General features: G+C 72.5%; 11 protein-coding genes. 8 read left to right on the forward strand and 3 right to left on the reverse strand.

Annotated elements, in window-relative coordinates:
* The first annotated feature begins 155 nt into the window (after positions 1-155).
* From ACGF2V_RS11520 to ACGF2V_RS11535, 4 genes are all read left to right on the forward strand, one after another.
* Positions 156-1,433, forward strand: coding sequence for a VWA domain-containing protein (locus tag ACGF2V_RS11520; RefSeq protein ID WP_362622948.1), 1,278 nt, complete (start codon positions 156-158; stop codon positions 1,431-1,433).
* Positions 1,433-2,311 carry a hypothetical protein gene (locus tag ACGF2V_RS11525; protein ID WP_362706405.1) on the forward strand — a complete coding sequence of 293 codons (879 nt, stop codon included), beginning with the start codon at positions 1,433-1,435 and terminating at the stop codon, positions 2,309-2,311. The genes ACGF2V_RS11520 and ACGF2V_RS11525 overlap by 1 nt, the downstream gene beginning before the upstream one ends.
* A gap of 340 nt (positions 2,312-2,651) precedes the next feature.
* Complete coding sequence (locus ACGF2V_RS11530; protein ID WP_362706408.1) at positions 2,652-4,019, forward strand: cytochrome P450; 1,368 nt, start codon at positions 2,652-2,654, stop codon at positions 4,017-4,019.
* 159 nt (positions 4,020-4,178) lie between these two features.
* Positions 4,179-4,724 carry a DUF4232 domain-containing protein gene (locus tag ACGF2V_RS11535; RefSeq protein WP_362706411.1) on the forward strand — a complete coding sequence of 182 codons (546 nt, stop codon included), beginning with the start codon at positions 4,179-4,181 and terminating at the stop codon, positions 4,722-4,724.
* 69 nt (positions 4,725-4,793) lie between these two features.
* Here the strand turns inward: ACGF2V_RS11535 and ACGF2V_RS11540 are convergent, their stop codons facing one another.
* Both ACGF2V_RS11540 and ACGF2V_RS11545 read right to left on the reverse strand, forming a co-directional pair.
* Positions 4,794-6,056: a cytochrome P450 gene (locus ACGF2V_RS11540; RefSeq protein ID WP_362706414.1), complete on the reverse strand. Its 1,263-nt coding sequence runs from the start codon at positions 6,054-6,056 to the stop codon at positions 4,794-4,796.
* Complete coding sequence (locus tag ACGF2V_RS11545; RefSeq protein ID WP_362706417.1) at positions 6,053-7,372, reverse strand: cytochrome P450; 1,320 nt, start codon at positions 7,370-7,372, stop codon at positions 6,053-6,055. Before ACGF2V_RS11545 ends, ACGF2V_RS11540 begins: the two co-directional genes overlap by 4 nt.
* Positions 7,373-7,774: 402 nt before the next feature.
* Here ACGF2V_RS11545 and ACGF2V_RS11550 point away from each other — a divergent pair, with 402 nt between their 5' ends.
* Positions 7,775-9,640, forward strand: a complete 1,866-nt coding sequence (locus ACGF2V_RS11550; RefSeq protein ID WP_362706420.1) for a hypothetical protein — start codon at positions 7,775-7,777, stop codon at positions 9,638-9,640.
* An 11-nt stretch (positions 9,641-9,651) separates the two neighbouring features.
* Here ACGF2V_RS11550 and ACGF2V_RS11555 read toward each other — a convergent pair whose 3' ends face one another.
* Complete coding sequence (locus ACGF2V_RS11555; protein ID WP_362706423.1) at positions 9,652-11,784, reverse strand: tetratricopeptide repeat protein; 2,133 nt, start codon at positions 11,782-11,784, stop codon at positions 9,652-9,654.
* Between the two features lie 303 nt (positions 11,785-12,087).
* On the opposite strand from ACGF2V_RS11555, the gene ACGF2V_RS11560 reads away from it, so the two are divergent.
* The 3 genes from ACGF2V_RS11560 (at position 12,088) to ACGF2V_RS11570 (ending at position 15,533) form a co-directional block, all read left to right on the forward strand.
* Positions 12,088-12,801 (forward strand): response regulator transcription factor, encoded by a 714-nt coding sequence (locus tag ACGF2V_RS11560; RefSeq protein WP_362706595.1) that lies wholly within the window; start codon positions 12,088-12,090, stop codon positions 12,799-12,801.
* Positions 12,788-14,917: a sensor histidine kinase gene (locus tag ACGF2V_RS11565; RefSeq protein WP_392911685.1), complete on the forward strand. Its 2,130-nt coding sequence runs from the start codon at positions 12,788-12,790 to the stop codon at positions 14,915-14,917. Before ACGF2V_RS11560 ends, ACGF2V_RS11565 begins: the two co-directional genes overlap by 14 nt.
* A gap of 163 nt (positions 14,918-15,080) precedes the next feature.
* A complete protein-coding gene (locus ACGF2V_RS11570) occupies positions 15,081-15,533 on the forward strand; it encodes a sortase-dependent protein (protein ID WP_362706426.1) in 453 nt (150 codons plus the stop codon).
* Positions 15,534-15,597 lie beyond the last annotated feature (64 nt).

Here is a 15,597-nt window from a genome sequence, read left to right on the forward strand (position 1 = left end):
ACCACCTGTCACCGCATACCTGTCACCCATCGGTCGACCAGGCGTCACCCGGGAACTGATCGTCCGTCACCCGGCCCTGAACACACGGGAAAGGGAGCCTTCGCGGCCTCGGCAACGGTTTGGGGAAGCGAAGCGATCTTCAATAGTATCCGCCGATGATCATAAGAAGAAGGCTGACGGTCGGGGTGGGCATCCTGCTCGCCACGCTGACCGCCGGGCTCGGTACGGCACTTCCCGCCGCCGCCGAGGAAACCCCCACCAAGGCTCCCCCCAAGGTCGAGCTGGTCCTCGACGTCAGTGGTTCGATGCGGACCCGGGACATCGACGGCCAGTCCCGCATGGCCGCGGCGAAGCAGGCGTTCAACGAGGTTCTGGACGCGGTGCCCGAGCAGGTCGAGCTCGGCATCCGGACGCTCGGCGCCAACTATCCGGGCAACGACCGGAAGGTCGGCTGCAAGGACACCAGGCAGCTCTACCCGGTGGGCCCGCTGGACCGCACCGAGGCGAAGACCGCGGTGGCCACGCTGGCACCCACCGGCTGGACCCCGATCGGCCCGGCCCTGCTGGGCGCCGCCGACGACCTCGAGGGCGGCGACACCACCCGGCGGATCGTGCTGATCACGGACGGCGAGGACACCTGCGGTCCGCTGGACCCGTGCGAGGTGGCACGTGACATCGCGGCACGCGGCATCCACCTGGTCATCGACACCCTGGGCCTGGTGCCGAACACGAAGATCCGCGAGCAGCTGACCTGCATCGCCGAGGCCACCGGCGGCACGTACACCGCCGTCCAGCACACCGATGAACTCTCCGGACGTGTCAAGCAGTTGGTGGACCGTGCGGCCGAGCCGGTCGTCACTCCGGTGGCGACCGAGGGCGCGGACAGCTGTTCCCGGGCGCCCCAGCTCAAGGCGGGCCTGTACACCGACCGCGAGAGGATCGGCGAGCACCGCTGGTACCGGGTGGACGTGCTGCCCGGCCAGGAGCTGCGCGCCTCGGTCAGCGTCTCGGCGGACCGTGCCGTGAACAACGACTACGGCGTGCTGCTGAGAGCGGTGACCGTGCACGGGCGTGAGATCGTCCGGGGCTCGGAGTCGGGCACCGGACGCACCGACGCGATCTCCGCCGGCCTGCGCTACCCGAAGCCGGAGCAGGACGCCACGGACAGCGGCGACAAGCCCGCCGCGGAGACCGTGTGCCTCCAGGTCAGCAACTCCTTCTCGGCGCCGGCCTCGGTGAAGACCGAACCGGGCATGCCGGTCGAGCTGACCGTGGACCTGGTGGACGCCCCGGACGACGCGTCCGACGTCGCCGCGTTCGGTCTCGGCCGCGGCTGGTGGCTGCTGGGGGTCCTGGTGCTCACCGGACTGGTCGCCGGCCTGCTGGCGGGCTGGCTCTCGCGCTGGCGCATCGCCATCTGGAGGACCAACTGATGAGGCGAACGACGCGTGCACTCACGGGTGCGCTGCTGACCGGGCTCGCCCTGCTGACGTCGGCGGGGGTCGCCACGGCCGACGACCCGTCGGCGGACCCGAGCCCGAGCGCCTCGGACGGCGCCGCCGGTCCCACGGAGGCCGGCACCACCTTCCGCACGGCGACGGCGCTCCAACAGGACCAGCGTGCCACCGCCGAGGCGTCCACGGGCGACTACCTGTACTGGGTGTTCCCCGCCGACGCCGGGCAGCGGGCCACGGTGAGGGCCAAGGTCACCCTGCCGGAGAGCGCCGCCCGGCACGGCGCGTCGACCTGGCAGGTGGACGTGTACGACGGACTGCGGCGCCGCCAGGCGTGCATGTACGGCCGCCAGACCGCGAAGGCGGCCGCCGGCACGTCGTCGGTCGAACTGACCTGCGTCCTGCGGACCGTTCGCGCCTGGTCCGATCCGTGGGCCGACGACCCGCTGCCGGGCAGCTATTACGTACGCCTCACGGTCGTCGACCTGCCCTCGGCGGACCTGGGACTCCCGATCCGGACCGAGGTCCAGGTCGGCTCGGTCGACCGGGGCGGTGCGGCGGACGTGGACGGCGCACTGGCCGAACCTCTGGTTCCCGGCGCGTCCTCCGTCGAGCAGGCATCGGGCTCCTCGGCCACGGACGGTGATGGCGACGGCGACGGCGACGGCGACAGCGACCACGGGCAGGCCAGGGTCTCGCTCGGCAGCGAGCCCGAGGACGGATGGGCATCCGGCTGGTGGACCGACCGCTGGCTGTGGACCATCGGTGGCGGTGTCCTGGGAGCGATCGCGGCCGTCTTCGGCTACTCCCTCACGCGCGGCACCGGACGCCCGTCCCGGGTACCGCCACGCATCTGACGTCACGTCACGGTCCGGTGTCCGCACCGCGGCACGGACCGGACCCATGTTCGGCACCGACCCGGGTCCGACACCCACCGGACCGTGCCGCCGGGCGGGACCGGGAACCGCTCCCGCCCGGCGGCATCCACACCGGCGCCACTCCCGCTCCCGCTCCGGCCGCCGCACCCACCCCTGCCCCGGCTCCCGGCTCCCGGCTCCCGGCTCCCGGCTCCCGGCTCCCATCATCGACAACTCGCCGGCGATGCACGGTAGATGACGAGGTGCGTGTCGTACGGTCATCCTGAAGTCATGTGCTCGCGCACCGGTCGAGGTGCGTCACAAGGGAGCGGAGACCTTCATGTCCACGGAGAGCGGCCCGGCCGTCGGCGCCGAATCACGGGGCCACACGTTCGTACCCGGCCCGAAGGGGCTGCCGCTCCTCGGAAACCTGCCGCAGTTCAGCAAGGACCCGCTCGCCTTCTTCGAGCGGCTGCGCGACCACGGAGACATGGTCACCTGGCGGTTCGGCCCCAACCCCGGTGTGTACGTCGCCGATCCGAAGTGCATCGGTGAACTGCTGACCGAGACGGAACGCACCTTCGACCAGCCCGCGCTCGGCATCGCGTTCCGCACCGTGATGGGCAACGGCGTGGTGGTCGCCCGGGGCGCCGACTGGCGGCGCAAGCGGTCGTTGGTCCAGCCTTCCGTACGCCCCAAGCAGGTGCGTTCGTACGCGGGGACGATGGCGAGCAGCACGCTGGAACTGGCCGACACCTGGGCGGACGGTGAACGCGTGGACATCAAGCGTGAGATGGCGGCACTCACGCAGCGGATCGCGGTCCGCACGATCTTCGGTGTCGACACCGCGGCCGACGCCGACACGATGGGCCGCGCCATGGGCGTGGCCCAGCAGGAGATCGGCAAGGAGTTCGCCGGGATCGGCGCACTGCTGCCCGACTGGGTGCCGACACCGGGCCGGGCGAGGATCAAGAAGGCCGCCGCGGTCATCGACGCCGAGGTGGGCCGGGTCGTCGCCCGCCACCGCGACGGCGGGGAGGAGCGCCCCGACCTGCTCAGTCGGCTGCTGACGGCGGTCGACGACACAGGAACGCACCTCACGGACCAGGAGGTACGCGACGAGACGGTCACGCTCTACATCGGGGGACACGAGACGACCAGCTCGACCCTGGTGTGGGCCTGGTACCTGCTGTCCCGCAATCCGCGGGCGCTCGCCGCGCTGAGCGAGGAGCTGGACCGGGTGCTCGACGGCCGGGAGCCGGAGTTCGACGACTTCGCCCGGCTCACCTACACCCAGTCGGTCGTCAAGGAGACCCTGCGTCTCTACCCGACGATCTGGCTGGTCACGGGCGTCGCCAAGGCGGGGGCGAGGATCGGCGGCGTACCCATTGCGCAGGGCACCAGGGTGTGGGCCAGTCAGTGGGCCACCCACCGCGACGCGCGCTGGTTCCCCGAGCCGGAGGAGTTCCGACCCGAGCGCTGGGCCCCGCAGAACGGCGACGACATCCCCGAGTACGCCTGGTTCCCCTTCGGCGGAGGCCCCCGGGTCTGCCTGGGCACACGGTTCGCCATGGTCGAGGCGGTGCTGGTCCTGGCCGTGCTGGCACGCCGCTTCCGCCTGGAGGTGGACCCCGGCGTCGTCCACCCCGTCCCCTCACTGACCCTGCAGCCGGACCGCGAGATGATGGCCACGGTCCGCGCGCGCTGAGAACCGCCCCGGCCCGACCTCGGCGCGGGTGCGCCGAAGCGCTGGTATCCGTTCTGCCGCGGAGGTCGGGTGGCATCGGTCACACTGGCCATGGCGACCGCGCCGGTCGCCGGGCCGCCAGGCCGATCCGCAGGCCACCGATCCCACGGGAGAAACACCATGCGTCTCCGCTGCGCTCTCGTCCCCGCCCTCGCCGCCCTCGCCGTCGGCGCCGCCCTGGCGTCGACGGCCACCGCGGCGCCGGCCCCGGCCGACACCGCGCCCGACCCTGCCATGAGCCGCCCCGGTGTCTGCCAGGAGAAGGACCTCCAAGTGCGGGCCGAACCCGGTGGCCGACCAAACGTCGCCCGCCTCGATGTCACCAACCGCGGCAACCGGACCTGTGTCGTGGACCGGATCCCGACGGTCACGTTCAGCGGCCTGGACGGTTCCGCCCAGCCCGTCCCGCCCTCGGAGAGCGGCCCCTACACACTCACGCAGGGCGCGCGGGCGTACGCGGCGGTGCGCACGGCGGACCCGAAGGCCGTGGAGGGCCATGTCGTCGGAAGCCTGTCCGCGGGGGCCGACCCCTCCCACCGGGGCGTCACGTTCTCCGCCTCCGTGGTGGGCATGCCGGACGGGATCCATGTGTGGGAGCCGGTCACCACGCTGTGGCAGCGGTCGCGCGCCGCGGCCGACCGCGCTCTGGCGGACGCGACGGGCTGACGTACGGGCGGCCCCTCGCCGTCCTCGGGCGGCGAGGGGCGACGACGACGCGGTGGCCTGCGATCCGTGTCAGCCGTGCGGCAGGACCGGGAACGCCTCCATGTCGTTCTGCGTCATCACCGGCAGTTTGCGGATCTCGTGGTCCGGGACGGCCGCCCGGAGCCGGGGAAAGCGCGCGAACAGCGCGGGCAGGGCGATGCCCGCCTCGAGCCGGGAGAGTGCCGCCCCGGGACAGATGTGGGGGCCGTGGCCAAAGGCCATGTGGCGGATCGGAGCCGGCCGGGTGACGTCGAAGTCGTCGGCGTCCGGCCCGTGCTGCTCGGTGTCGCGGCCGACGGCACGGTACGAGACGACCACTCCCTCGCCCTTCGCGATCACCACGTCGCCCACCGGGATGTCCTCGGTGGCGAACCGCATCAGGAGATGGGTGGTCGGGGTGTCCCAACGCAGCGTCTCCTCGATCACCGTCTCCCACGCGATCGCGCCGTCGAGGACACTGCGCAGGTGGCCGGGGTGGGTGAGCAGCGCTCGTACGGAGTTCAGGATCAGCCCGATGGTGGTCTCGTGCCCGGCGGCCACCATCGCCTTGAGGTTGCCGATCACCTCCTGCTCGGTGAGCGGCTCCCCTCCCTCGTCGGCGAGGATCAGCGCGCTGGTGAGGTCGTCGGCGGGCCGGTCCGTCCGCTCCCGCACGAGGGCGGCGTAGAACTCGTCCAACTCCGCCAGCACCGCCAGGCGTTCCTCGTGCGGTGTGAGCATGGAGAAGAACGCCTCGTACCGCCGCAGCAGCATGGGGTGCTCGGATTCGTCCACCCCCATCAGCATGCCGACCACCCGCATCGGCAACGGTTGTGCGTACACGGCCTTGAGGTCGACGACGCCGTCCGCACTCCGTTCGGCGTGCTCGGCCAGGGAGTCGAGCAGTTCCTCGGTGAACCGCTCGATCCACGGGCGTATCTCCTCCAGCCGACGCGGGGTGAGCGCCTGGGAGGTCTTGGCACGCAGCCGCCGGTGCTCGGCCCCGTCCACGGTGAACATGGACCGTCCGGCGTCGATCATGCCGATCAGCGGCCAAGCGCGGGTGACCGCGCCGCTGCGCCAGAGCTCCCATGCGTCGATGTCCTTCACCAGGCGCGGGTCGACGAGGAGTTGACGTGCCAGGGCGTGCCGGGTGACGGCCCAGGCAGGCACCCCGAGCAGTTCGACGCGGGCGAGCGGCCCGGCGGCGCGCAGCCGCGCCGTCTCACTGTCGAGGTCTCGGACCAGCGGGTCGATGACGATGGCCTCGTCACGCGACGCGGCTCCATGGGCGGCGGTGTACGGGCAGCTCACGCGCGGTCTCCTGTCGGGCGTACGGGGGTGAACCGGACGGGCAGTGCGGTCATACCGCGCAAGAAGGCGGACCGCCGCCGGACGAGTTCCCGCTCCGGGACGGACAACGCCAGGTCGGGCAGGCGGTCGAGCAGCACTTCGATGCCGGTACGGGCGAGGGTCTCCGCGATCTCCTGGGCGGGGAACGGGCAGCGGTACTCGCCATGGCTGAAGGCCAGATGCGCGCTGTTGCCGCGCCGGCCGGACGGCCCGGCCGCGGTCGGGAGATGCTGCCGGATGTGCGGATCGGCGTTGGCGGGGCCCAGACCGAGCAGCACCATGTCTCCGGCCCGGATGTTCCGCCCGCCCAGCCAGGTGTCACGGGACGCCCAGCGGCCGGCGAGGATCTGTGTCGGGCACTCCTCCCACAGCACCTCGTTCATGGCCTCGGCGACGCTGTGCCCTCCACTGGTGAGCGCGACGGCGAACTGGTCGTCGGTGAGCATCAGCCGCAGCGAGTTGCCGATCCAGTCGGCCGTGGTGAGATGCCCGGCGGCGGTGATGGCCATGAGGTCGAGCACGTATTCCTCGTCGGTGAAGTCACCCGCGTACGCCAGCATCCGGGAGGTCACATCGTGTCCGGGCACGGCCCGCCGGGCCTCCAGCAGCAGCCGCATGTGCTCACCGAACCGCAGATGGGCCTCCTGCGCGCCGGGTCCGCCGTCCGCGAGATCGCGCAGCACCTCGGCGATCCGCGGGCCGTCGGCATCGGGGAAGCCGACCAGACGGGCCAGGACGAGCACGGGCAGCGGCACGGCGAACTCGTTGATCAGGTCCGCCGTCCCGCGGTCGCAGAACCCGTCGATGAGCCGGTCGGCCAACTCCTCGCAGTCTCTGCGGAGTCGGAACTGTTCGACCTCCTCCAGAACCTGTCCGACCATGACCGCGTGACGCCGGTGCTCGGCCCCTGCCGTGAAGTAGACGGACGGCATCGGCCGTCCGACCATGGGTAACAGCGGCCAGTCCGCCGGTATGCGCTCCCACTGGTTCCAGAGTCCGACATCCCTGGGGAACAACTCGCCGTCGCTGGTGACCTGGTGGAGTTCCCGGTATCCGATGACCAGCCAGGCCGGAAAGCCCCCGGGCAGTTCGACGGGGACCACCGGACCGTGTTCGTTCCGCATGGTGCGGTAGAGCACCCGGGGATCGGTGTGGAACTCGGGACCGCCGAGCGGGACGGCCGCCGCACCGGCGCGCGCCGGGCAGCCGCCTCCGGGTGCCGCCGTGGCCTCGTTCGCACGCTCGGGGGGCACGGCGGATAATGCGGGCGTCGTCATCGTACGGACTCTCCTGTGACGAGGGCTGCGCTCGTTGCGGTGGTCTGCTGATCAACGCGGCTTCACTATAGGGAGATTCAATGACCCTTTCGGAGCCGATCACGACTGTTGTCACCAGATAATCAATCGCCGGAGACCGATATTGGCGCATGGCTGACCGAAAAGGGACAGACAGTCCGTGTGAAAGGCGGAAGCCGAAGCAGAAGCGATCAACCGCCGGCCTCGACGTACCCGACCGTCACACCGGTCACGGCGTGAACGGACCGATCACGCCACGGCCCCGGGCGGGCCGGGGTGCCCCGTCCACCGGTCGGCCGTCGGACCGCACACACGGGTTGACTATCGTGGCCCACCACATGAACGGCCCGGAAGGCCGAATCCGAGTGGATGAGCGGTGTGCGGATGAGCGAGTGCGGGCAGGCCCGATGGGTGCGGGTGCCGGTCGGGGACGACGCGGAACGATGGGTCACCCGGGGGAAGTGCCTGCGGGTCCTCGTCGTCGTACACAATGTGACCGCCGCGACCCGGCTGCTCGACGTACTGCCTCTGTTCGACGACGACCTGCGGGTTCAATTGCTGGCCACCTGCACCGGGTCCTCGGCGTTCATGGCCGGAACGGCGGAGTTGCTGGCCGGGACGGGAGTGCCGGTCCTGCCGTGGGAGCAGGCGGTCGGGACACCGGTGGACCTGGCGGTCTCGGCCAGCTTCGGCGGTCAACTGGACGCTCTCCCCAGCAAGTTGGCCATTCTCTCGCACGGTGTTGGCTATACTAAGAGGCTCGCGACACCGGACACCGGACACCGGACACCGGACACCGGACACCGGACACCGGACACCGGACACCGGACACCGGACACCGGACATGGGTCGGGGTCAGGGAAGGCGCCCGTCTTCGGGCTCGCGCCGGAGTGGCTGCTCTCCCGGGGCGCGCCGATCGCCGACGCGCTCGTGCTCTCCCATCCCGAGCAGCACGAGCGTCTGCGCCTTGCCTGCCCGCAGGCCGCGCCGACCGCTGTCCTCGCCGGTGACCCCTGCTTCGACCGGATGCTCGCCGCACGCCCGCTTCGCGAGCGCTTCCGCCGCGCGCTGGGTGTGCGGCCCGGGCAGCGGCTCGTGCTGCTCAATTCGACGTGGAACTCCGAGTCGTTGTTCGGTGACGGCGGGGACGGCGGCGATGTGGTCGCGAGGCTGCTGGACCGGGTCGCGGCCGAGTTCCCCGTCGACGAGTACCGGTTCGCCGCCGTGCTGCACCCCAACATCTGGCACGGCCACGGGCCGGGCCAGGTCCGTTCCTGGCTGGATCGCGCACGGCGCTCCGGCCTCGCGCTGATCGACCCGCTGACCGGGTGGCGGCAGGCTCTGCTGGCCGCCGACGCCGTCGTCGGGGACCACGGTTCCGTGACGTACTACGCAGCCGCCCTCGGCATTCCGGTGCTGTTGGGCGCGGCGCCCCTCGATTCGCTCGACCCGGACGCGCCGATCTCCACGTTCATGCGGGAGGCCCCGAAGCTCGGTCCCGACACGTCGCTCGTCGCCCAGGTCGAAGGGCTTCTCGCCGGTCACAGGCCACTGACCGGCCCCGCGGAGTTCACCACGTCCGTGCCGGGCGAGTCCGCCGTCCGGCTGCGTCGCCTGTTCTACTCGATGATGGGGGTGCCGGAGCCCGACCGCCCGGCCACGCTGGAGCCTCTGCCGTTGCCGGACCACGAGCCGGGGACGGTCACCGTCCCGCTCCACGTACGGACGCGGGTGCTCGGGCCCGGGGACGTCGCGGTCGCCCGCCGGGCCGATCCTCGTCCGCCGGCCGGCCCCGATCACGGCGGAGAACTCCACGTCGCGCTGCACGAGGACACCCGGGACGTGGACCAACTGGACCTGGCCGACGTGGTGTTCCGGCACGGGGAACCGGACGACCCGCGCTTCGGGTCGCCGGCGCTCTGGACGGCCGAGGTGCTCCGCCGGCATCAGGGCTGCTCCGTCGCGGCCTATGTGACCGGGCCGTCCGCGTGCGTGGTGCGCGTGCGTGGCGAGGAGCCGATGCTGATGTCGGCCGAGCCGGGCGCCGACGCGGCGGAAGCACCCGGTGCGGACCCCGCCGCATACGCCTCCGCCCTGCATGCCTGGCTGGCGTCGTACGTCCCGGGCGCGCCCCCACCCGCGAAGCGGCTCAGGCAGGTGGTGGACGACGGGCTCCGCGTACGGACGGGGGATCGGCTGTACCGCGTACGGGTCGCGCCTCTGACCCCACCCCTGCAACGGGACGGGTGAGGGCCGGCGCGTCACCCGGCGACGCAGCGCTCCCGCATGCGTCGTAGGTACGACACGTGGTACTCCGCGCGCTGGCCGTCGAGGGTCGTGATCGCCTCGTCGATCAGAGGCAGTGCCGCGTCGACGTCGTTCTCGTCCAGCCAGGTCTCGGCCAGGTCGGTGAGCGTCCGGGCCGTGTTGTAGGTGTCGCCGGCCGTGCGGAATCGGCTCAGCGCGCTCTCCAGCCGCCGCCGGGCCTCCTCCGCGCGTCCGAGCCCCCGCAGAGCCCGTCCGCGGTGGCGTTCCAGCAGGGCCGAGGCCCGTGGCCGATCGGCCGCGCCTGCGTCCCGCGCGTCCATCGAGTCCAGGATGCGGCCGGCGTGGTCGAAGCACTCGTACGCTTCCTGGTGACGCCACTGACGCAGCCTCAGCAGGCCCAGGAACTCGACGGCCGAGGCGTGCCCCCGCTTGTGACCGGCGGCCTCCTCGGCCCGCGCCGCCGCTCCCGCCTCCGTCTCCGCCTCGTCCCAGCGCCCCAGCTCGGTCAGTGTGTGTGCGAGCTGTGCGTGCAGTGCCCCGGCGTCGGTGCTCTGCGGCTGATGGGCGTCGGCCAGTCGCGCACCGGTGCGCAGGGCAGGCAGCAGCGTCTCGTGGTGCCCTGCCTTGAGCTGCATCGGCCACAGGGCGCGGCACAGCCGTACGCCGGTCTCCGGGGCGTCGGACTCCTCGGCGCAACGAACGGCCTCGATCAGGTTGCCCATCTCCCCGAGGAGGGCTTCGAGCGCGGCGCCCCTGTCCTCGTAGCGCCGCCCGGACCCGTCGTCGGCGGGGGCCGGTACGCGCCAGCTCTCCGGGAGCGCCTGGTGTGCCGCCGACGAGGCCAGTTCCGCGTAGGCCAGCAAGGTGCGGCCGAGAGCGGCGGAGCAGGCCGCGATTCCGTCCTCCCGGATCGCGGCGGCCTCGGCGTGCGCGCGGACGCCGGGGCGGTAGTGGTGGCGCCAGTCGCCGTCCGCGCCCAGCACGCGTTCCAGGAGCATCCTGTCGGCGAGGTCCTCGAGCAGGCCGGGGACGGCCGCCGGGTCCAGGGCGGTGGTCCGTGCGGCCGCTTCGGCGTCGAAGGCGGGCCAGTCGCGCAACGCCATCAGCCGGTACAGCTTGGCGGCATCCGGCGCCAGGAGACGGTAGGTGTCGTCCGCCGCGCCCATCACCGGATCGCCGTCCGCCGCCGCGGCGGGCGCGTGCGGCGCGGCCGTGGAGAGTCGTGCCGCCGCCGCGCGCAGCGCGTAGGGCGATCCGCCGCAGCGTTCGAGGAGCGACGGCAGAGTGGCACGGGCGGCGGTGACGGTGGACTTGTCGGTGACCGCGGTGAGCAGCCGCACGGCGTCCCTGTCCGTCAGCGGCCCCAGCGGGACCCGCAGGGCATCGAGGCCGGGGAACGGGGTCCTGGCCACCACGATGGTGAAGACTCCCGGGGCCGAGGTGAGGAACGGCCTGACCTGCGCCGCGGAATGCGCGTGGTCGAGCACCACCAGCAGTCTCCGGTCCGTCACACAGTGCCGGAAGAACTCGCCGAGCCGGTCGGTCGCGGGCGGCATGTCCTCGTCGCGGGCGCCGAGTTGGCGCAGCAGCGTGCGCAGTACGGCTCCGACGCCACGTGCGCTCCCGACGCCACCGCCGCCGAGGTCGGCGTAGATCCGGCCGTCCGGGAAGAGGCGGCCGTGCCGTGAGCCGAAGTGTGCGGCGAGGGTACTGGTGCCCATGCCGTCGGGACCGTGCACCAGGGCCAGCCGGGGCCTGCCGTCCGCTCGACGAGTGGCCTCGCGGTGCAGCCGCCTCATCGCCTCCTTGCGGTCCGTGAAGAACCTTGTGGAGGCGGGAAGATGGGACCCGGCGGCGCCGAGCGAGCGCGGCCCGTGGGGCAGTCGTGCGGCGAACGCGGTCCAGTGGTCTGCGAGTTGCGGGTCCGTACGGATCCGTTCGTGGATCAGGCGGGCCACGTCGTCCCGTTCGTCCGCGGCCACGGGTGCGACGACCTCCCTGCCGACGATTCTGCGTACGACACCGCCGGTCGACTCCCAGGCCCATTTCCCGGCCTCGTTGGCCATTCCCGCGCCGATCGCACCGAGTACCGCCGAGATCGCCGCCACCGAAGTGGGATCCAGCATGTCGCGCACTCCTCGTTCCCGTTGCTCCGCGCGGTGCGCCATCCCCGGCACCACCGCTGTCACCGTGCGGACCAACGTTAGCGTCACGCGGCCGGGCATCCCTCGGAGATCACGGCGGTGTCGGCCCTGGACGGTGGGCAGTTGAGGCAAGAGCTGCACGTGCACGAACCTCTCCGATCACGCCCGGTGTCAGCCCCGCCGAATCCGGCGTTCGGTTCCCGGCGGGCCGGGACCGCACGGGGCGAGAGTCCGGCCGCAGGCCGTCGGCGCTCGTCTACGATCGTCCGCGTGTGCGCAAACGTCATGGTCGCCGAGGACGACGAGAAGCAGGCGGAGCTCATACGCCGCTATCTCGAACACGAGGGGCACTCGGTCAGGGTCGTCGCGGACGGGCTCGCCGCCCTCGCCGAGGTCCGCCACCGGGAGCCCGACCTGCTGGTGCTCGACGTGATGATGCCGCGGGCGGACGGCCTGGACGTGGTGCGCGTGCTGCGCGCCGAGCACCGGGAGCTACCGGTGCTGATGCTGACGGCCCGAAGCACCGAGGACGACCTCCTGCTGGGGCTGGACCTCGGCGCGGACGACTACATGACGAAGCCGTACAGCCCACGCGAGCTGATGGCGCGGGTGCGGACGCTGCTGCGGCGCAGCCGCCGGGGGGCTGCGGCCGTCGACACGGCCGCGGATCATGTGCTGCGGGTGGGTGCGCTGACGGTCGATCCGGTCCGGCACGAGGTGTCGGTGGAGGGGCGGTCCGTGGAGTGCACCCGTGGCGAGTTCAGGATCCTCGCCGCCATGGCGGCCGAGCCGGAACGCGTCTTCTCCCGGCAGCGGCTCCTGGAGGAACTGCACGGCTTCGACCGGTACATCAGCTTCCGGACCGTCGACGTGCACATCATGAACCTGAGAAAGAAGATCGAGCCCGTACCGCGCAGGCCCGCCCGGCTGCTCACCGTCTTCGGAGTGGGCTACAAGCTGACCGACCCGGCGAGGGGTGCCTCCCGTGCGCCGTCGTGACCCGGGCCGCGGCGCGGGCGTCCGTCGCCCAAAGGAGGCCCGACGTCGCGTCCGGACGGACCGGCTGCCGCTCCGCAAGAGCCTGTTCGGCCGTCTGCTGGCCGTGTCGGCGCTGGTGGCGGCCTGTTCGGTGGCCGCGACCGCGTGGCTGGCCGTGCAGACCACGTCCGGCGCCATCAAGCAGGAGCAGGGGCGCAACCTCACCGCCGACGCCAGGATCTACAACACCCTTCTCGGATACGCCGCCACCCACCCCACGTGGGACGGCGTCGAGGGCACCGTGCGCGACCTGGCACGGCGGTCCGGCCGGCGGATCGCGCTCACGACGGAACAGCGCGGGCTCCTCGCGGACTCCGCCGCGGCGCCGTCCCGGCCCGCGCTGCCGCCCCAGGCATCGGCGGTCGTCGACCCGCTCTCCGTGGACACGGCCCTGTCCCAGCCGGTGGGCGAGGCGGGCAGCGCGGCCGACCGGATCGATCCGCGCGCGGTCGGCCCGTTCCGGCTGCCGGCGTCCGAACGCGCCGTTCTGCAGCGGGCCGCCGAGCGCAGCACGGCCTGTATGGGCCGGCTCGGGGTCGCGGCGGACGTGGTACGCGGGCCCAGCGGACGCCCGCGCGTGGAGGTGGTCGGCAACGACTCGCAGGAGGCCCACGGCACGCGGTGCTCGGCCGAGGAACTGGACCGGCCGACCGCGACCGAGCGCAAGGCGCTGGCGGCGCTCAACCGGCTCGCCAACGCCTGTCTGGTACGGCAGGGCCGTGAAGGCGTGCGGCTCAACCTGGACCTGACGTGGGCGCAGCCCTCCGAACCGCCACTGATCGTCCTGACCCCGGAGGCGGCGGCCGCCCCCGCGACAGGCGTGCGTACCCCCGCGGCGGGCGTGCGTACCCACGCGACGGGCGTGCGTACCGGCGACGACGACCGCGCCACGGCCTCCTGTGTGGGCACGGCCCGTCGCGAGCAGCTCAGTTCCCATGTCGCCTCGCCCGCGATGCTGTTCATCGGCGACGCGAACGACACGACCGTGCCCGGTTTCGCTCTCTCGCCGGCGAACACGGCGAAGATCGCGGGCGCCGCCGCCCTCGTCCTGGCGCTCACGGTCGGCGCCACGATGCTCGCGGGCGCCCGCCTCGTGAGCCCGCTGCGGGCCCTCACCGGCGCCGCGCAACGGATGCGGGACGGGCAGGAGTCCGCGCCCGTGCGGGTCACCGACGACAGCGAGATCGGGCGGCTCGCCGCGGCCTTCAACGACATGTCCGCCCACCGGGCCCGCCTGGAGGAACAGCGCAAGGGCATGGTCAGCGACGTCGCCCATGAACTGCGGACCCCGCTGAGCAACATCCGGGGCTGGCTGGAGGCGGCGCAGGACGGACTGGCGGAGCCCGATCCGGCGTTCATCGCCTCGCTGCACACGGAGGCCGTGCAGTTGCAGCACATCATCGACGACCTCCAGGACCTGGCAGCCGCCGACGCGGGCGTGCTGCGGCTGCACCCCGAGCCCGTGCGCATCGAGGACGTACTGGACCAGGTCGCCGCGGCCCATCAGGGCCGGGCCGAGACCGCCGGGGTCGTGCTGACGGTCCGCGACACGGCGGCGGGCGCCCCGCTCCCCGGGCTGACGGCCGACCCGGTGCGACTGCGGCAGGCCATCGGCAACCTGGTCTCCAACGCGGTGCGTCACACCCCGGAGGGCGGGCGGGTGACCTTGCACGCGTACGTGTCCAAGGCCGGGGACCAGGTAGTGGTGGACGTCGCCGACACGGGCAGCGGCATCGCGGCCGGTGATCTGCCCCATGTCTTCGACCGTTTCTGGCGCGCCGAGAAGTCCCGCAACCGGCGCACCGGGGGCAGCGGGCTGGGCCTGGCGATCGTACGGAAGCTCGTCGAGGCGCACGGCGGAGCGGTGGACGCGAGCAGCGTCGAGGGGCAGGGTTCCGTGTTCACCCTGCGGCTGCCGGCCGATCCCACGGTCACAGAGGCGGAGACGGAGGCGGACGCGGCGGCGAAGGCGGACGCGGGCATGGAGAGGGGCACGAACACGGACACGGACGCCGGTGCGGGAACGGAGCCCGAGCCGGAGGGAGGGACGCACGGGGCCGGGGGCCCGGCGCGGTGACAGGGATCCGACGGGCCGGACGACGCGCGGCGGACCTGATGCGTTGACGACACCGGTCTGACAGGTTCTTCACAACTCCACGCCAGCCTTTCGTCATGCCCCGGCGCCCGGTACGGACCCGTGCGCGGCAGCACCGGGGCCGATACGGAATGGAGTCCACTGCATGCGCCATCGCTCGACCCTGCGCACCGCCGTCCTCGCCGCCGTCGCGGCCGGTGCGGTACTCGTCCCGTCCACCGCCGCCTTCGCCGACTCCCCGGCGCCGGTGGCCTCGACGCCCACCTCGACCACCGGGAGGGGCACGTCCGAGAGCCCCGTCCTCGTCAAGGACGGATCCAAGCCCGTCAAGAAGATCAACCTCGGCGAGGGCACGTCCAAGAACCCCGTCGTCGTCAAGGACGGATCCAAGCCCGTCCGTAAGATCGATCTCGGGGAGTCCTCGCCGAAGCCCCACGGTGTCATGCCTCGTGGCGGGGTCGCCGCGGGTGAGCGGCCGGTCGCCGCCTCCGACGACAACACCGCCGTCCTCGCCGGGTCGGCCGCGGCCGCCCTTGTGGTGGCGGGAGCGGGCACGCTCGTGCTGCGCCGCCGCGCCGCCGCACAGCCGGGCCGCTGATCCACTGAGCCGACCGCGCGGCGATACCCGCACCGCCGGGGCGTTCGTCGTATGCGGTATGCGG

Origin of the sequence: Streptomyces sp. NPDC047982 (assembly GCF_043204165.1) — a bacterium.
Taxonomy (GTDB): Bacteria; Actinomycetota; Actinomycetes; order Streptomycetales; family Streptomycetaceae; genus Streptomyces.